Annotated in this window: 17 protein-coding genes; 9 read left to right on the plus strand and 8 right to left on the minus strand. The window is 72.2% G+C overall.

Going from position 1 to position 17,729, the window contains the following annotated elements; genetic code table 11:
• Positions 1-7: 7 nt before the first annotated feature.
• Together BMW88_RS28485 and BMW88_RS28490 are read right to left on the minus strand one after the other, a co-directional pair.
• A complete protein-coding gene (locus tag BMW88_RS28485; protein ID WP_177221422.1) occupies positions 8-406 on the minus strand; it encodes an IS5 family transposase in 399 nt (132 codons plus the stop codon).
• A gap of 50 nt (positions 407-456) precedes the next feature.
• Positions 457-1,269, minus strand: coding sequence for an SCO6745 family protein (locus tag BMW88_RS28490; protein WP_089956213.1), 813 nt, complete (start codon positions 1,267-1,269; stop codon positions 457-459).
• A 65-nt stretch (positions 1,270-1,334) separates the two neighbouring features.
• Between BMW88_RS28490 and BMW88_RS28495 the strand changes: the two genes are divergently transcribed.
• Positions 1,335-1,871, plus strand: a complete 537-nt coding sequence (locus tag BMW88_RS28495; protein ID WP_089956215.1) for a DUF4240 domain-containing protein — start codon at positions 1,335-1,337, stop codon at positions 1,869-1,871.
• Between the two features lie 384 nt (positions 1,872-2,255).
• On the opposite strand, the gene BMW88_RS28500 is transcribed toward BMW88_RS28495, so the two are convergent.
• From BMW88_RS28500 to BMW88_RS28510, 3 genes are read right to left on the minus strand one after another with little or no spacing between them, the layout of a single operon-like run.
• The gene (locus BMW88_RS28500; protein WP_089956217.1) at positions 2,256-2,621 is read right to left on the minus strand and encodes a hypothetical protein; all 366 of its coding nucleotides are present in this window, start codon (positions 2,619-2,621) and stop codon (positions 2,256-2,258) included.
• Between the two features lie 40 nt (positions 2,622-2,661).
• Positions 2,662-4,590 carry a vWA domain-containing protein gene (locus tag BMW88_RS28505; RefSeq protein ID WP_089956219.1) on the minus strand — a complete coding sequence of 643 codons (1,929 nt, stop codon included), beginning with the start codon at positions 4,588-4,590 and terminating at the stop codon, positions 2,662-2,664.
• Positions 4,587-5,978: a sigma 54-interacting transcriptional regulator gene (locus BMW88_RS28510; RefSeq protein WP_089956220.1), complete on the minus strand. Its 1,392-nt coding sequence runs from the start codon at positions 5,976-5,978 to the stop codon at positions 4,587-4,589. Before BMW88_RS28510 ends, BMW88_RS28505 begins: the two co-directional genes overlap by 4 nt.
• Positions 5,979-6,284: 306 nt before the next feature.
• Here BMW88_RS28510 and BMW88_RS28515 point away from each other — a divergent pair, with 306 nt between their 5' ends.
• The 4 genes from BMW88_RS28515 (at position 6,285) to BMW88_RS28530 (ending at position 10,969) form a co-directional block, all read left to right on the plus strand.
• Positions 6,285-6,701 (plus strand): YcxB family protein, encoded by a 417-nt coding sequence (locus BMW88_RS28515; protein ID WP_143116292.1) that lies wholly within the window; start codon positions 6,285-6,287, stop codon positions 6,699-6,701.
• Positions 6,702-6,761: 60 nt separating this feature from the next.
• Complete coding sequence (locus BMW88_RS28520; protein ID WP_089956226.1) at positions 6,762-7,559, plus strand: hypothetical protein; 798 nt, start codon at positions 6,762-6,764, stop codon at positions 7,557-7,559.
• Positions 7,560-7,844: 285 nt separating this feature from the next.
• A complete protein-coding gene (locus BMW88_RS28525) occupies positions 7,845-9,647 on the plus strand; it encodes a vWA domain-containing protein (RefSeq protein WP_089956227.1) in 1,803 nt (600 codons plus the stop codon).
• Positions 9,644-10,969, plus strand: coding sequence for an extracellular solute-binding protein (locus BMW88_RS28530; RefSeq protein ID WP_089956230.1), 1,326 nt, complete (start codon positions 9,644-9,646; stop codon positions 10,967-10,969). Before BMW88_RS28525 ends, BMW88_RS28530 begins: the two co-directional genes overlap by 4 nt.
• A gap of 39 nt (positions 10,970-11,008) precedes the next feature.
• Here BMW88_RS28530 and BMW88_RS28535 read toward each other — a convergent pair whose 3' ends face one another.
• From BMW88_RS28535 to fabG, 3 genes are read right to left on the minus strand one after another with little or no spacing between them, the layout of a single operon-like run.
• The gene (locus BMW88_RS28535) at positions 11,009-12,037 is read right to left on the minus strand and encodes a ferrochelatase (RefSeq protein ID WP_089956232.1); all 1,029 of its coding nucleotides are present in this window, start codon (positions 12,035-12,037) and stop codon (positions 11,009-11,011) included.
• Between the two features lie 52 nt (positions 12,038-12,089).
• Positions 12,090-12,857: an enoyl-ACP reductase FabI gene (gene fabI, locus BMW88_RS28540; RefSeq protein WP_089956235.1), complete on the minus strand. Its 768-nt coding sequence runs from the start codon at positions 12,855-12,857 to the stop codon at positions 12,090-12,092.
• A 46-nt stretch (positions 12,858-12,903) separates the two neighbouring features.
• A complete protein-coding gene (fabG, locus tag BMW88_RS28545) occupies positions 12,904-13,608 on the minus strand; it encodes a beta-ketoacyl-ACP reductase (RefSeq protein WP_089956237.1) in 705 nt (234 codons plus the stop codon).
• Positions 13,609-13,715: 107 nt separating this feature from the next.
• On the opposite strand from fabG, the gene BMW88_RS28550 reads away from it, so the two are divergent.
• From BMW88_RS28550 to BMW88_RS28565, 4 genes are read left to right on the plus strand one after another with little or no spacing between them, the layout of a single operon-like run.
• The gene (locus BMW88_RS28550) at positions 13,716-16,286 is read left to right on the plus strand and encodes an FAD-binding and (Fe-S)-binding domain-containing protein (protein WP_089956239.1); all 2,571 of its coding nucleotides are present in this window, start codon (positions 13,716-13,718) and stop codon (positions 16,284-16,286) included.
• Positions 16,287-16,325: 39 nt separating this feature from the next.
• Complete coding sequence (locus tag BMW88_RS28555; protein WP_143116293.1) at positions 16,326-16,748, plus strand: hypothetical protein; 423 nt, start codon at positions 16,326-16,328, stop codon at positions 16,746-16,748.
• A gap of 1 nt (position 16,749) precedes the next feature.
• A complete protein-coding gene (locus BMW88_RS28560; protein WP_089956243.1) occupies positions 16,750-17,172 on the plus strand; it encodes a hypothetical protein in 423 nt (140 codons plus the stop codon).
• 1 nt (position 17,173) lies between these two features.
• Entirely contained in the window at positions 17,174-17,581 is a 408-nt protein-coding gene (locus BMW88_RS28565) for a hypothetical protein (RefSeq protein WP_089956246.1), read from the plus strand.
• The last annotated feature ends 148 nt before the right edge of the window (positions 17,582-17,729 follow it).

A 17,729-nucleotide genomic window follows, 5' to 3' on the forward strand; every position in this document is an offset into this window, starting at 1 on the left:
AGCATGATCATCTGGTTCGGTCTGCCCGCCACACGACCCGCTCGCCCCCTGTGTGCGCACGCGGACGACGGCGGGCACCGGCCGCGTGCTGATGGGCACGCACGATGCTCGAGTCGACCGACACCTCCCGGTCCAGCTCGTCGATCGCCTCCGCGATCACCCGCACCTTCGACACCAGCATGGTCAGGGTGCCGTTGCGTGACCAGCGCCAGAACCGGTTGTAGACCGTCTTCCACGGCCCGTACCGCTCCGGCAGATCACGCCACGACACCCCGGTCTTCGCTTTGAACAACATCCCGTTGATCACACGCCGGTCATCCACCCGCGGACGACCCTTCGCACCCGACACCGGCAACAACGGCTGCAACGCCTGCCACTGCTCATCAGTCAGCTCATGCCTGCGCACCACGACACAAGATCAAAGCATGTCAGAGCAACCAGCTTTGAGGACGGGCCCTAGCGCCGGCCGGGGACCATTCCCGCATCGACGACGGCCTTGCTCAACGGCGCGGCCAGCTCGACGAAGCGCTGCTTCTCCTGCTCGGACAGGACGTCGTAGGCGGGCGCGTTCATCGCGTCCGTCTCGTCCTCGATGCTCTGCCGCAGCTCACGCCCGGCGGCGGTGAGCAGGCCGTCGTCGCCGACGAGGCCGCGGGCGCGCAGGTCCTCCGCGGTCCCGGCCCACTCTTCCTCGGACCAGCCACGGGTCTTGCGCAGCGTCTCGGCCGCGTAGTCGCCCTCCGCCGCGTGCAGCACGAGCGCCTCCAGGCCGGTGATGTTGTGCCGCAGCAGGGCCGCGAGGTGCCCGTCACCGCGGAACTCGCGCAGCAGCGTCTGGGCGTGCCACAACCGCAGCCGGGGCTCGTCGGGCCACGGCAGGCTCGCGTGCGCGGCGAAGAGCGTGCGCCCGTGCAGCATCTCCGCGGACCGCTCGGCGGCCCGCCGCGCGAGCTCGTTGATCTCCTCCAGGTCGTCCGGCAGCACCTTGCCGAGCGCCTCGTCCGCCGCCGCGAGGCGCAGCTCGAGCACCCGCTGCGGCGACACCGTCTCCCACACCCGCGGAACGCGCGCCCTCACCAGAGCCGGGTTGAAGTTGTAGAAGGTGGAGATCACGACCTCGGCGCTCGCCTCCCCGAGCGCGGCGGCGCGGGACGCGAAGTAGCCACCGGGCCGGTCGAGGCCCGCGTCGCGGTAGCGGGAGTCCGCCTCGGGGACGAAGTAGATCATCGCGTGCACGGCTTCGAGCGAACGCCACAAGGTCCTGATCATGCTCTCAACCTAGTGGCTCACGCGACGCCGGAAAATTGTCGGACCCCTCTGCCACGCTGACCCACGTGGACTCGAAGACCTTCTGGAAGCTGATCGCCGACGCCCGCGCGAGCGTCGACGACCCGTCCGACGGCGACGCCGTGGCCGCCGCCGCCACCTCCCTGCTCGCGGCCATGCCCCCGGCCGAGATCGTCGCGGCGCAGCAGGTGCTGTGGGACCTCATGGGCGAGTCGTACCGCAACCCGCTGTGGGCGGCGGCCAGCCTGATCAACTGCAGTTGCTCGGACGACGGCTTCGACTACTTCCGCGGCTGGCTGCTCACCCAGGGCGAGGAGGTCTACCGCGCCGCCGTGGCCTCCCCGGACTCGCTGGCCGACCTGCCGGTGGTCGTGGCCGCCGCCGAGGCGGGCGAGGACCTGACGAGCGAGAGGGCCCTGTCGATCGCGTGGGACGCCCACATCAGGGCCACCGGCATGCGGTTGCCGGAGGACGCCTTCACCATCCGCTACCCGGCGCTCGACCCCGACTGGGACTTCGACTTCAACGACGAGGAGGAGATGGCGGCCCGGCTGCCCCGGCTGGCGGCGCTCCACGAGTTGTGAGGGCGGGTTCGGGCCGCTGGGTGGGTGGTCATCGCGCTTGGTGACTCCGGCTGGGCAGTGCGGCTGGGCAGTGCGGCTGGGCAGTGCGGCTGGGCAGTGCGGCTCGTCGGTGCGGCTCGTCGGTGCGGCTCGTCGGTGCGGCTGGCCGGTGCGGCTGGTCGGCCGCGCGTGGTCACCGCGCCCGAGTACCCCGGCCAGGTCGCTCGCCTGGCCACCGCGGCTGAATCACCCGACCGATCACACCGTCAGGCCACCACGGCGGGTCACCGCGCCCGACCACCACGCCCGACCACCACGCCCGACCACCACGCCCGACCACCACGCCCGGCCACCGCGGCCGGTAACGCCGTCCGGCCGCCCTGCCTGGCCCGTCCCACCTGGCCATCACACCCGAGCACCACGACGGCGGCGAGCGGCCACCAGCACGCCGAGAGCCATGTGGTCGAGCCATTGCGGCACCCTCGGCAGAGCCCGGATCCGCGTGTTGTGCCGCCCGATGACCTCCAAGTCCAGGGCGGCGATCACCATCCCGGCCACCGCACCGGCGGCGACACCGCGCACCCGCAACCGCGTGAGCGCGAATGTCCACCACGCCGACACGGCCAGATGCACCACCACGCCCGCGCCCGCCCCACCGCCGACCAACGATCCCGCGGCCTTCGTGGCACGCAACGGATCGTCGCCGGTCACCAGTGCGTGCACGGTCGACGGCGCACCGCTCAGAGCGGCCGCCACCAGGAGCCTCCGCATCGCGGCCGGTGGTGGCGCGCCACTCACCACAGGCGCGGCATCACCGGCGCCGCCGCCGTGACCTGAGGTAGTCGCTCACCACGGCGGCGCCCAGTCCCTCCTCGTCCGGCGACACCACCCGGCCGCCGCCCCGCCGGGCCACGATGTCCACGAACTGCGCCAAGCGCGGGTCGTCGCCCAGCTTGAACACCGAGATCGTCGCCCCGAGCCTGGCCAGCGCGTCGACCTCGGCCAGGGTCTTGGTCAGCGTCCTGGGCAGCGGCGGGTAGTTGAACTCCGCGTCGCCCTCCGGTTCCAGGTGCGCCGTGGGCTCGCCATCGGTCACGACGAGCACCACGGGCTGTGCGTCGGGATGGCGTCGCACGTGCCGTCCTGCCAGCAACAACGCGTGGTGCAGGTTCGTGCCCTGCTCCCACACGCCCTCCAGCGCCGTCAACTGGCCGATGTCCACGGCCTCGGCGTAACGGCCGAAGGTCACCAGTTGCAAGGCGTCCGTGCGGAAACGGGTGCGCACGAGGTGATGCAGCGCCAAAGCCGTGCGTTTCATCGGCACCCAACGGCCGTCTTGCACCATCGACCAGGAGGTGTCCACGCACAGAGCGACGGCCGCGCGCGTGCGGTGCTCTGTCTCGGACACTTCGAGGTCGACCACGTCCAGTGACATGGAACCCGACCGCAGCACGGAGTTGCGCAGCGTGCGCGGCACGTCCCACGGCTCTGTGTCGCCGAACTGCCACGGTCGTGTCGAGCCCATCAGCTCGCCCGCGGCACCGGCGGAGACGGTGTCACGGGAACCCTGCGACGAGCGGAGCTGGTCCACGACGCCGCGCAGCGCCGTCTCTCCCAGGCGCCGCAACGCTTTCGGCGTCAGGCGCAGCGAGCCGTCCGGTGCCCGTTCCAGGATGTTCTGCTGCCGCAGCGCCTTCTCCAGTTCCGCCAGCCGGCGCGCGTCGACCGTGGCCGACTCGCCGAGCTGGCGTTCCAGCGCCTCCAGGTCGATGTCCTCCAGGCGGGCGCCGGGGTACGACTGGGCGAGCTGCTCGGCCAGCGCGTCGAGCTCGGCCAGGTCCGCCATCGCCTGCGCGCCCTCGCCCAGGCCCAGCGGGTCCTGGCCGCGGAAACGCGCGGAGGACGTCCAGTCCTCGCCGGGACGCAGGCGTTGCAGCAGGGAGTCCAGAGTGGACAGGTGCGAGCCGATGCCGCCGAACGCCTGCTGCGACAACGCCGACAGCTCGGCGCGCTGGGCGTCGGTCATCGAGTTCATCATGCGTTGCGCGGCGGCCGAGCGGGCCGCCAGGGCGTCGATGAGCTCGTCGACGTTGCGGGGCTTCTCGGGGAAGAACTCGCCGTGCTTGCGCATGAACTCGTCGAACAGGCGCGGCGTCTCCGCCGAGCCGGCGGCGTGCGCCTCCAACAGCGAGTTGAGGTCGCGCAACATCCGCTGGATTCGCTTGACGTCCTCCGAGCCCACGTTGGACAGCGCTTCCTTCATGCCCTGGAAGCGCTGGTCGAGCAGCTCACGGCCGAGCAGGTCGCGGATCTGCTCGAACGCCTCGCGGGCCTCCTCCGACCGCCAGTCGTAGGAGGACAGCTCCTGCACGGCCGCGGCGGTGCCGGGCGGCAGGGCGTCGAGCTGGGCCTCGCGGAAGCGCGCGTCGTCGGAGGGGTCCGGGAACAACGCCCGCCGCTCGGCCTCGACGGCCTTGTCGAGCAGCCGGCGGACCTCGGTCAGCGTGCCGTCCAGGCGGTGCCGCCGCTGGATGGACGAACGGCGCTGCCACAGGCGCGACGTCAGGTCGTCGAGGCCGCGCGTGCCGTCGACGCCGCGGCGCAGCAGCTCGCGCAGGGCGGAGGACGGCGACGCGCCCTCCATGATCTCGCGGCCGAGCTCGTCGACGGCCGCGCGGAGGTCGACCGGCGGCGCCAGGGGGTCGGCGCCCCCGCCCCAGCGTCCGTAGCGGTACCTCATCCGTACACCGATCGGTCGTCGTCGGAGGAGGTGTCCTTCGACAGGTGGCGAGTCAGGTAGAGCGACTCCAGGGCGAGCTCCACGGCCGAGGCGATGCGGCCGACCGGGTCCTTCGGGCCCGCGCCCAGCCGTGCCGCCACCTCGTGCAGGACCGGCAGCTCCGGCAGGGCCGCCAGGAGGTCGCCGGCGTGCACGCGGTCACCGGTCGCGACCGGGTGGCCGTCCGAGACGACCTCGGCCAGCGCCCTCAGGTTCACCCCGGCCAGGCGCGCGCGGGCCGTGTCGGCGATCGAGCGGCGCAGCAGGTGGACGAGGACCTCCTCCTCGCGGCCCTCCTCGCCCGCCTCGAACTCGAGCTTGCCGCGCAGCACGTCCGGCACCGACTCCAGGTCGATCGGCCGGGCGATGGCCGGGGTCTCGCCGATCAGCGCGGACCGGCGCAGCGCCGACGCCGCGACGGTCTCCGCCGCCGCGACGGCGAACCGGGCGGACACACCCGAGCGCTGGTCGATCGACGACGACTCGCGCAGGTGCCGGACGAACCGGGCGATGATCTCCAGCAGGTGGTCGCCCACCTCGGCGACGAGGTCGGCCTCCTGGCGGACCAGGTCGACCTCGGCGTCGACCTCCAACGGGTAGTGCGTGCGCACCTCGGCGCCGAAGCGGTCCTTCAGCGGCGTGATGATGCGTCCGCGGTTCGTGTAGTCCTCGGGGTTCGCGGTGGCCACCAGCAGCACGTCCAGCGGCAGCCGCAGCGTGTACCCGCGGACCTGGATGTCGCGCTCCTCCATCACGTTGAGCAGCGCGACCTGGATGCGCTCTGCCAGGTCGGGGAGCTCGTTGATGGCGATGATGCCGCGGTGGGCGCGCGGGAGCAGGCCGTAGTGGATCGTCTCCGGGTCGCCGAGCGAACGGCCCTCGGCCACCTTCACCGGGTCGACGTCGCCGACCAGGTCGCCGACGGACGTGTCGGGCGTGGCGAGCTTCTCGGCGTAGCGCTCGTCGCGGTGCCGCCACACCACCGGCAGGTCGTCGCCGAGCTCGGCCGCACGGCGGCGGGACTCGGGCGTGATCGGGTCGAGCGGGTGTTCGCCCAGCTCGGAGCCCTCGATGACAGGCGTCCACTCGTCGAGCAACGAGACCAGGGTGCGCAGCAGGCGCGTCTTGCCCTGCCCGCGCTCGCCGAGCAGCACGACGTCGTGGCCGGCCAGCAGCGCTCGTTCCAGCTGCGGGAGCACCGTGCGGTCGAACCCGACGATGCCGGGCCACGGGTTGCGCCCCTCGCGCAGGGCAGCGAGGAGGTTCTCCCTGATCTCGGTCTTGACGCCGCGCGGCAGGTGGCCGGCGGCGCGCAGTTCGCCCGCCGTGCGGGCCAGGTTCTGGGTCACGCGAACGACGCTACGCACCGAAACCTGACCCGTCGACGTGGAGCGGCTCCAGCCCCCGCCGCCGGGCGCCCGGACAGCACGCCCATCTCCACCGCACGGCGCTGTACGCCGTGAGCGAACTGGCCCCGGCGAACGTGGCGACTCCCCCTTCACGGCGGCGTTGCGCTCAGCCGTCCTCTTTCCTCATCCCCCGGATGCGTCCGGGGCTCGTGCAGCAGAATGCGGGGCGATATGAGCAACAGTGTCGATTTCAGGTGGGCGCCCTCCCCCGCGGACTGGCGGGCCAGCCTGCGCGCGATGGTGCCGATGTTCAGGTGGGCCCCGTGGTTCGCGCTCGCGTTCGGCGTGATCTCGCTGGTGCTGCTCCTCGGCTTCGACGACATGGCGCCGGTGGCGGTCTTCGGCCTGGTGGCCGCGCTGGTCATCGGGTTCATGGAGCCGATCGCGGTGTGGTGGCGCTTCTCGTCGGACGAGATGATCAGCCGGACCGTCGTCGGCAGCGCGGACGACCGGTCGTTCCGGATGGCCGTCGGCGGCTCCGTGCGCGAGGAGATCGTCTGGCAGGAGCTGCCGGCCTGGACCGAGACGCGGCAGGGCTTCGTGCTGGAGACGCTCGACGAGGGCGTGGCGTCGCTTTCCGTGCCGCACCGGGCCTTCGCGTCCGATGAGGACGTGACGTCGTTCCGGGCGCTGCTCGAGCAGCACATCGGTCCGGCCAGGTAGGTGGCCCGGATCGGGCACACCGGGTGGGGCGGACGGGGCGGGGCAACGTAATCTCGTCGCGTGTCCTGTGCGAGTGCCACGCTGGTCGTGTGGACGTCGGGATGGCTGCACGGTCTGGCCGCCTCCGACGACGTCCTCGACGCCCTGCACACGTGGGCCGAGCAGCACGAGGTGGTGGCCGACGACGACGGCACCGCCACGGCGCTCGACCTCCCCGGTCCCGACGAGGCCCCGGTGGGCCCCGCCCTGCTGCTGGCCGCCCTGCGGCGCGCGGGAGCGACATCGGCGCGGCTCGTGCTGCCCGTGCCCGGTGACGTGCGCGGCCTGGGCGGCAAGGGCCCGCTGTCGGCCTGCGCGCTGAGGTCCGGCGAGGCGCTCGTGATCCCGTCGGTGCACGTCGGCCTGGTGCCGAAGGTCGTGGCCGACGGCGTGATGCGCTGGACGGTGTTCGACCTGCCGTCCTCCAACGGCCTGGAGCACATCCCGATCGGCGAGGCCGAGCACGGCCTCGGCGCGGCCCTTCGCGAGGCGACCGCGGCCCTGGCCTCGCTGGACGTGGCCAAGCACCGCCCGAACGTGCGCAAGGAGATCGCCGACCTGGCCGCCGGGAACTCCACCCTCCCCTGGCCGGACGCGATGCCGCCCCGTTCGCTGCGGGTGCTGCAACGCGCCGCCGAGGTGGACGCCATCCTGTCCGTGGCGAGGTCCGACTCCCCCGGTGGCGCGATGTCGGCTTCCGCGACCACGGCCCGCACCGAGGCGCTGCAGCCGTTGTCGGAAGCGGTGCGGCGGGCGCGGTGCGCCGCGGTGGACGAGGCCGTGCGCGTGCTGGCGGACAGCGGCGCCGGGCGGCACTGACCGCCGGTCCGGCGCGGAAGGCGACGCTCGCAAGCGCCCACGCCGGGCGTCGGTCGCGCGCGGGCGGATCCGGCGCGATGCAGACACCCCGCCGCACGAGCGCTCGCAGACGACAGCCCGGCCTCGGCACACCACCCTCCACCAGCGACGGGTCCGGCCGAGGCCCCCGGACCGCGCCGGCACTGATCCGAACGAGTGGTTCTCCCCCGTCCGGTCCCCCTGAGCCGCCAACCGCCCCAGAAGTGTCGGTGCCCCCGCATAGGGTGCCGGTGGGGAGGACGCCGGATGGACGACGTCGACCAGCGCCGGTCGAGCACAGCACCCCGGTACGCGGGCGCCCTCATGCTGGCCGCGGTCGCCGGGCACCTGCTCTCCGAGGCGGCCACCGGGTCGCTCAAGACCTGGCAGTCGTGGGTGCTCTACTGCCTCGGAGCGACGCTGCTGGTGCTGTCCGCCTCCGCGATCGACCGGTTGAACCAGCTCGTCAAGCGCATCCGGTTGCGCTGGGTGGTGTTCACGGCCGTGCTGGTCGTCGCGGCGGGGGTCGTCGTGCTCGCGGCGCCGCCGGTGGTCGCGTACGGCCGGGTGCTGCTGCTGGGCTGCCCGCAGCCGGTCGAGGTGCGGGTGCTGACGTCGCAGGACGCGGCGCCCGCGGTCGGTGAGGTGGCGCGCAAGTTCGAGCAGCACACGGCCGCGGAGAACCACGGGTGCCGCACGGCGCGGTTGTACGTGTTCTCGGCGCCGGGCACCAGGGGTGCCATCGCGCTGCGCTCCTCCTGGTCGTCGCAGGACCTCCGCGAGGTCGGGCCGCACCCGGACGTGTGGCTGCCCGACTCGACCACGGAGACGAACGAGGTGGTGCGCCGCACCGGCGGCATCGGGTCGGCGGTGCGCATCAGGCCCGGCGAGTCCGTCGCGTTCTCGCCCGTCGTGCTCGCGGTGCCGGGACCGATCGCGCGGGACGTGGTCTCCGGCTCGGCGGAGACGTGGGGCGAGCTGCTGACGAAGGTGGGCAACACCGGCATCACGATCGGCAGGCCGAACCCGCTGCTGGCGATCGACGGCAGGCTCGCGGCGCAGGCGCTGTACGAGACGCTCGAACCGGCCGTGGTGGAACGCCGCGTCGTCGAGGCCGACCGGCCGCGGCCGGGTGCCGCGATGATCACCACCGAGCAGGTGCTGATGCGGCACAACAAGACGAGCTGCGCGCAGAAGCCGTGCCTCACCGCGCTGTACCCGTCGGACACCTACCGCGCCGACTACCCGCTGAACCTCGTCGAGTGGGACGCGCCGGACGTGTCGAACCACGCCGCGCGCGAGCCCGCGAAGGCGTTCCAGGCGTGGCTCGGCACGCAGGAGGGGATGACGGCGCTCAACGTCGCCGGACTGCGGCCCGCGCGGCAGGCCGCGGGAGCCGAGTTCCGCGAGGAACTCGGTGTGCGGGCCGGTCTGGCGCTCGACCGCGCAGAGGCCGCGCCCGGCGAGGCGGCGCAGGCCGAGTTCCAGAAGAAGTACCAGCAGGCCAAGAGGGACGGCCGCGTCTGGCTCACGCTCGACGCCTCCGGGTCGATGGTCGAGCCGACGGCGACGGGCGAGACGCGGTTCGCCGTCGCGGTCGAGGGTGTCCGCAAAGCTCTCACGCAGATGGGTGCCAAGGACACGTACGGCTTGTCGGTGTTCAACAACGACGACGTCCGGCCGCTCATCCCCCTGGGCAGGCGCGACCGGGAAGCCGCGACCGCCGCCCTGGGCACGGTCACGCCCTCCGGTGGCACGCCGCTGCACCAGGCGATCCTCGACAGCCTCGACCGGGCGGGCGCCGACGACGCGAACCACGTCAGCGCGGTGATCGCCTTGACCGACGGCGAGGACACGACGAGCGCCCAGACCCGTCAGGACGTGGTGGAGGCGGTGCGGCAGAAGGGGATCAGGGTGTTCGTCATCGCCGTGGGCGACGCGAGCTGCGCGGCGCACGCGCTGACCTCGATCACGGACGCGGCCGGCGGCGAGTGCCGCGACTCGACGACGGACACGCTCGGGGACGACCTGGCGGCGTTGTTCCGCAGGGTGTGGGGAGGCGCGGCATGAGGTGGTGGAGACGCACGTGGGCGGCCAGACCGAGGCTGGGGCCGCCAGGAGTGGTGTGGGCGAACCGCTCGTGGCTCGCGATGGGCATGGCCGTCGGCATCGTGCTGACGATCCTGTTCACCAGCGGGGTGCAGCCCCTCTTCCGCGAGTCGACGGAGTGGGAGAAGGGCAAGCTCGTCGTGCTCAGCGGCCGCGACCAGAGCGACGGCGGCCAGCGCCGCGCGCTGATCAACCAGTGGAACGCCGAGCACCCCGAACAGCCCGCGGAGATCGTCGAACTGCCGGTGGAGTCCGACGGCCAGCGCAGCGAGATGGTCGCGCGCGCCAGGGAGAAGGCGGGCACCGTCGACGTCTTCAACCTCGACATCACCTGGACCGCCGAGTTCGCCCAGTCCGGCCACCTGCGCCCCCTGTCCACAGTGGACACCAGTGGTTTCCTCCGCCGGCCGCTGGAGAGCTGCCGCTACCAGGGGGTGCTGTGGGCGCTGCCGTTCAACACCGACGCCGGCTTGCTCTTCTACCGCAAGGACCTGGTCGAGGACGAGCCGCTCGGCCTCGACGACATCGCCACCACCTCCACCCGCGCGCTGCGCGCCGCGCGGGACGCCCGCCTCGTCGCGGGCTACGGCGGCCAGTTCGCGGACTACGAGGGCCTCACCGTGAACGCCCTGGAGCTGATCTGGGCGGAGAAGGGCGACGTCGTCGACGACACCGGCAAGGTCGTGATCGACTCCGACCGCACCCGCCGCGCCCTGCGCTGGCTCGCCGACGGTCTGAAGGGTGAGCGGCCGGTGGTGCTGCCGGAGTCCCGCGCCCAGAGCGAACAGCTCACCACCCAGGCGTTCCGCGACGGCAAGATCGTCTTCATGCGGAACTGGCCCGTCGCCCACCGCACCCTGCTGGGCAACCGCGCCGAGTCGGCCGGTCGGGCGGGCATCGACTTCGAGGTGGCGCCACTGCCCGGCCCGAGCGTCCTCGGCGGCCAGAACCTCGCCATCTCCGCCAAGTCCACCAAGCCCCGCGCCGCCCAGGCCCTCATCGAGTTCCTCACCGGCCCGCGCAGCCAGCAACTCCTGTTCGAACGGGGAGGCCTCGCCGCCACCCGCGGGATCGTCTACCAGGACAGCCGGGTCGCCACCGAGCACCCGTACGCCCGCACGCTGCTGAAGGCCATCGAGAACGCCCGGCTGCGGCCGGTCACGCCCTACTACTCGCGGTTCAGCGACGAGTTCCGCAGCATCGTCCGCTACGCGCTCGACCACGACGGAGCCTTGCCCGCCACCGCCGAGCAGGCGCTGACGGGAGCCCTGCAGGGCCACTAGCCCGGCGCACCCGTCAGCGGGCTGACCGGCCGCCGGACGTCACCCTTGGCGGACGGGCCGCTTCACGGGTTCGCAGCACAACGGCGCACAGGGCGCGCCGTTCACCGTGCAGCCCGCGGCAGCGAAGCCGGACAGCTTCCGCGCCGGAGCCCCCGACGTGTGCTCGGTGACCAGCTCGACCACGAGCTCGGCGAAGCGCGGGTCACCGTTCGGCGTGGCGGCGCGGGCGAACTCCATGCCGAGCTCGCCGGCGCGGTCGCGGGCCTCGGTGTCGAGGTCCCACACCACCTCGAGGTGGTCGGACACGAACCCGATCGGGCACACCACGACCCCGGTGACGCCCTTGGCGTGCAAGGCGTCGATGTGGTCGACGATGTCGGGCTCGAGCCACGGGATCTGCGGCGGCCCCGACCGCGACTGCCACACCACGTCGTACTCGGTGACGCCCAGCTCGGCGGCGACCAGCCGGGAGGCCTCGACGACCTGGCGCGAGTAGCGGTAGCCGCCCTCGGACGGCGGCCCGGCGGCCTTGTCGGCCGACACCGGCACCGAGTGCGCGGTGAAGACGAGCCGGTAGGCGCCGGACAACGACGCGGCCGCGGCGCGCACACCGTCGGCGAAGGCGGAGATGAAGAGCGGGTGGTCGAAGAACTGGCGCAGCTTCACCAGTTCGGGGCCGTCCGGAACGGCTGCCAGGGCACGCACGATGTCCTCGTCGTACTGCCGGCACGCGGAGTAGCCGCCGTAGGCGCTGGTCGGGAACACCAGGGCCCTGCGGACACCGTCGGCCTTCATCCGCGCGACGGTGTCCTCGACCATCGGGTGCCAGTTGCGGTTGCCGAAGTAGATCGGCAGCTCGAAGCCCGTGGCGCGGACGGCCTCGATCGCTTCGAGGTTCAGGCGGTTGATCGGCGACACGCCGCCGAAGTGCTGGTAGTGGGCCTCGACCTCGTCCAGCCGCTCCGGCGGCACGCCACGTCCGCGGACCACGTTCTCCAGGAAGGGGCGGACGTCTTCCGGACCTTCAGGGCCGCCAAAGGACAGCCACAGCAGCGCGTCGAAACTCACCGCTCCATCCAATCAGACGCCCGATCGCCCCACATGACGAACCGATGTGACCTCAGAGACCGAGGAAGTGCACTCCGCCGTCGACGAAGACCATGGAGCCCGTTGTGGCCGGGAACCAGTCGGACAGCAGGCCGCAGACCGACTTGGCGACCGGCGTGGGGTCGTCGACGTCCCAGCTCAGCGGCGCCTTCTCGCCCCACATCTTCTCGAGCTCCGAGAAGCCGGGGATCGACTTCGCCGCCATGGTGCGCACCGGGCCGGCCGAGATGAGGTTCACGCGGATGCCGTCCGGGCCGAGCTCGCGCGCCATGTAGCGGTTGATCGACTCGAACGCCGCCTTCGCCGCGCCCATCCAGTTGTAGGCGGGCCACGCCTGGCGGGCGTCGAAGTCGAGGCCGACGACCGACGAGCCGTGCGACAGCATCGGGCGCACGGCCTGCACGAGTGCCTTGTACGAGTACGCCGACACGTGCATCGCGACCGAGACGTCCTCCCACGGCGCGTCCATGAACGGCGCGCCGAGGCAGCTCTGCGGGGCGAAGCCGATGGCGTGCACGACGCCGTCGAGGCCGTCGACGTGCTCGCCGACGCGCTCGGCCAGCGTGTCCAGGTGCTCCTGGTTCTGCACGTCGAGCTCGACCACGGGCGCGGGCTTGGGCAGGCGCTGGGCGATGCGCTGCACGAGGCTCATCCGGCCGAACCCGGTCAGCACGACCTCGGCGCCCTGCTCCTGGGCGACGCGCGCGACGTGGAAGGCGATCGACGCGTCGGTGATCACACCGGTGATCAGCAGTCGCTTGCCCTCGAGCAGTCCGGTCACTTGATCCAACCCTTTCGCAGTACGAAGAACACCCGGTACGACAAGATCAGTGGCCCATGCCGAGGCCGCCGTCGACCGGCAGCACGGCACCGTTGATGTAGCCGGCCTCGTCCGCCGCGAGGAACGTGACGGCGCGCGCGATCTCGTCCGCCGCACCGTAACGACCGGCCGGGATCTGCTTGAGCGCGGCCTCGCGGACGGCCTCCGGCAGGTCGGCGGTCATGTCCGTGGTGATGAAGCCGGGCGTGACGACGTTCGCGGTGATGTTGCGCGAGCCCAGCTCCAGGGCGATCGAGCGCGCCATGCCGACCATGCCCGCCTTGGACGCCGCGTAGTTGACCTGACCGGCGCCGCCGGTGAAGCCCACGACGGAGGAGATGAAGACGATGCGGCCGAACTTCTTGCGCAGCATGCCGCGGGAGGCGCGCTGGGCGAACCGGAACGCGCCCGTCAGGTTCGCGTCGACGACCTGGGTGAACTGCTCCTCGCTCATGCGCAGCAGCAGCGTGTCCTGGGTCATGCCGGCGTTGCAGACGAGCACCTCCACCGGACCGTGCGCGGCTTCCACCTCGGTGAACGCGGCGTCGATCTCCTCGGCGCTGGTCACGTCGCACTTCACCCCGAGCAGGCCTTCGGGAACGCCGGACCCGCGGTGGGTCACCGCGACCTTGTCGCCCTGCGCCGCGAACGCCCGCGCGATGGCGAGGCCGATGCCGCGGTTGCCTCCGGTGACCAGAACGGACCGACTCACTAGCTCTCCCTGCGATTGTGCTGGTTGACCGGGTGAGGCTATCGGCTACCGGCAGGTAGTCCGGCATCGGCGGAGCCATGTCACATCCGGGCGGGCATGATCGGGTCATGCGCGCGTTCCTCGATCAGCTCCGCCGCGAGGTGGACGGTGACGTGCTCGACGACCCGGCGAGCCGGGCCCTGTACTCGGCGGATGCGTCGAACTACCGGCACGTGCCGCGGGTCGTCGTCCGTCCACGCACGACCGACGCGGTGGTCGCGGCCGTCGGGCTGGCGGCGCGGCACCGCGTGCCGATCACCAGCCGGGGCGCGGGGACCTCCGTCGCGGGCAACGCGTGCGGCACCGGCCTGGTGATCGACTTCAGCCGGTACCTCACCGCCTTCGAGATCGCGGGCGACCGGGCGTTCGCGCAGCCGGGAGCGGTGCTCGACCGGATCAACGCCCAGGCCGGCGCGTACCTCTTCGGGCCGGACCCGTCGACGCACTCGCGCTGCACGATCGGCGGGATGATCGGCAACAACGCCTGCGGCGCGCACTCGGTGAGATGGGGCAAGACCAGCGAGAACGTCGCGAACCTGCACGTGCTCACCGCCGACGGCCGCACGTTCGACACCACGAGCCCGCCCGCGCTGGAGCTGCCGGGGTTCGACCCCGCGTGGTTCCCGCGGCTCACCCGCCGGGTCAGCGGGTACGCGCTGGACGCCCCGACGCTCACCCAGCAGCTGGTTGGCACCGAGGGCACGTGCGTGGTCCTGCTCGGCGCGGAGCTCAAGCTCGTGCGGCGCCCGGAGCGCCGCGTCCTGGTCGTGCTCGGGTTCCCCGACACCTACGCCGCCGCCGACCACGCGCCGGGCATCGAGGGCGCGCTCGCGGTCGAGGGCGTCGACGAGGCGCTGGTGCGGGCCGTGCGGACGCGGCCCGACCTGCCCGAAGGCCGTAGCTGGCTGTTCGTGGAGGTCGAGGACAACCCCGAACGCGTCGCGAAGATCACCAAGAGTTCGATGATCGTCCACGACCCCGCGCAGCAGCGGGCGCTGTGGCGGATCCGCGAGGACGGCGCGGGGCTCGCGACCCGGATGCCCGACGGCGGCGAGGCCTGGTCGGGCTGGGAGGACGCCGCCGTCCCGCCGGAGCGGCTCGGCGCCTACCTGCGCGAGTTCGACGAGCTGCTAGCCGGGCACGGCCGGCGCGGCATCACCTACGGCCACTACGGCGAGGGCTGCCTGCACGTCCGCATCGACTTCGACCTGGCGCACGGCTACCGCGAGTTCCTCCAGGACGCCGCCGACCTGGTCGTGCGGCACGGCGGCAGCCTCTCCGGCGAGCACGGCGACGGCCAGGCGCGGTCGGAGCTGCTCAGCCGGATGTACCCGCCGGCGGCGATCGAGGCGTTCGGGCGGTTCAAGCACGCCTTCGACCCGGGCAACCTGCTCAACCCCGGCCGGATCGTCGAGCCGCGCAAGCTCGACGACGACCTGCGGATCCTCGTCGCGCCGCCCCGGATTCCGACGCGCGCGGAGTTCGCGAGCGACACACGGCGGTGCGTCGGCGTCGGCAAGTGCCTGAACACCAAGGGCGGTGTCATGTGCCCGAGCTACCGCGTGACCCGCGAGGAGAAGCACTCGACCCGCGGCCGGGCCCGCCTGCTGTTCGAGATGCTCGCCGGTGACGTGATCCCCGGCGGCTGGCGTTCGCGGGAGGTCGCCGAGGCGCTGGACCTCTGCCTGGGGTGCAAGGGCTGCAAGCGCGACTGCCCGGTCGACGTCGACATGGCGAGCTACAAGGCGGAGTTCCTGCACGAGCACTACAAACGGCGGCTGCGGCCGCGCTCGCACTACGCGATGGGGTGGCTGCCGACGTGGCTGCGGTACGGGCTCGTCACCGGGTTCACCGCCCGGTTCGGCCGGCTCGCCGGCCTCACGCCCGAACGCGAGCTGCCCACCCCGGTCACTCCCCTGCTCCGGCGGCTGCGCCCGCTCGGCGAGGGTGATCCGGTGCTGCTGTTCCCCGACACGTTCACGAACCACTTCGAGCCGGGGATCGGCATCGACGCCGCGAACGTCCTGGCCCACCTGGGCAACCGCGTCGAGCTCCCTGCGCGCACCATCTGCTGTGGACTGACATGGCACTCGACCGGACAGCTCCCCAGAGCCCGCCGGGTCGTCGAGCGGACCGCCAGGGCGCTGCACCCCTGGACGAGCAGGGGCGTCCCGGTGATCGGGCTGGAGCCGAGCTGCACGGCGTTCCTCAAGGCCGAGGCCCCGAAGCTGTCGGGCGAACCGGCCGTGCGCGCGCTCGCCGACGCCACCCGCACGTTCGCCGAGCACGTCGCCCCGCGGTTGCCCGAGCTGGGAGGTGCGCGCGAAGCCGTCGTGCAGACCCATTGCCACCAGTACGCGGAACTGGGCTTCCAGGCCGACCGCGCCGCGCTGGCCAGTGCCGGGATCGCGCCGGAGGTCGTGGAGGGCTGCTGCGGGCTGGCGGGCAACTTCGGCTTCGAGCGCGGGCACTACGACGTGTCGATCGCCTGCGCGGAGCAGGACCTGCTGCCCGCCCTGCACCGGCACGAGGACGCGCTGGTCATCGCCGACGGCTTCAGCTGCCGCACGCAGATCCGCCACACGACCGACCGCGACCCCATGCACCTGGCCACCGTGCTCGCGGGGCTGCTGGTGTGATTTACCGACGGCTAACCGGGCACGGCCAGAGTCGTGCGCATGCGAAGAAGGATTGGTGCCGCCGTGCTGGCGGCAGCGGCGGTCGCGGTGACGTGCGCGAGCCCCGCTCAGGCCGAGACGAACCCGAAGTGCCCGAGCGGTGTCACCCAGATCGGCGCCACCAAGTACATCAAGAGCGGCAGCGCGACCGTCGCCTCGGTCAAGCAGTTCAAGGGCTGCGACAAGAACTGGGGCTACGTCTACGTCTGGGACTCGTGGAAGGCCGGGCACCCGAAGTTCCGCGCGGCCGCGGGCATCATGACGCGCACCAGCGAGGGCCCGCTGGGCTACAGCGGCGGTGACGAGGGAGACCAGGAGGCCTGGTCGAACGGCTCGAACACGCTGTCGGTCTGCACCAGGGCGTACGGCTCGGTCGTCTCGGCCGACTACATGCTGTCCGGGCTCACCGAGGAGCGCTGCTGACGTGCTGAGGACCATCGGATCCACCGTTGTCGCGGCCGCGGCCGTCGCGCTGACCTGCACCGGCACCGCCCAGGCCGAGACGAACCCGGCGTGCCCCTCCGGCGTCACCCAGATCGGTGCCACGAGCTACATCAAGCACGGGGGCACGACCATCGCCTCGGTCAAGCAGTTCAAGGGCTGCAACAAGAACTGGGGCTACGTCTACGTCTGGGACTCGTGGCGCGCCGATCACACCGACTACACCCCCTACGCCGGCGTCCAGGTGCGCGGCGCCGAGTTCCCGAGCGGTTACCGGGCAGGCGCCCGCGGCCAGCAGGAGCTGTGGTCGTACGGCACGGACACGCTGACCAAGTGCACCAGGGGATACGGCTCGATCGTGGCGCAGTCGTACGGCGGCGGCGTCGAGACAGAGGAGCGTTGCTGACATGCTGAAGACCATCGGAGCCACCGTTCTCGCGGCCGCGGCCGTCGCGCTGACCTGCACCGGCACCGCCCAGGCCGAGACGAACCCGGCGTGCCCCTCCGGCGTCACCCAGATCGGCGCCACCAAGTACCTCAAGAGCGGCAGCGCGACCGTCGCCTCGGTCAAGCAGTTCAAGGGCTGCAACAAGAACTGGGGTTACATCTACGTCTGGGACTCGTGGAAGGCCGGCCACCCGAACTTCATCGCCACGGTCGCCATCACCAGGGGCGACGGGGAGATCGACGGCAACAGCGGTGGGCGCGGCCAGCAGGAGGTGTGGTCGCGCGGCGCGAACACGCTGCAGTACTGCACCATGGCCTACGGCACCGTGTCCGGCGGGTACGCCGGATTCACCGAGGAGCGGTGCTGACCTCGCGGAGCTGAGCGCGGCCGTGCCCGCCGGACGGCGGCGGGCACGGCCGCCTCGGTCGAGCGGTTCGCCCCCGGCGTCCTGCCCGGCGGGAAAGCGGGAGGCGGTCGCCGCATGACCGCCCCCCGCGAAGCTCCTGCCCACCCTC

It is taken from the genome of Lentzea xinjiangensis (genome assembly GCF_900110955.1).
GTDB classification, from domain to species: Bacteria; Actinomycetota; Actinomycetes; order Mycobacteriales; family Pseudonocardiaceae; genus Lentzea; species Lentzea xinjiangensis.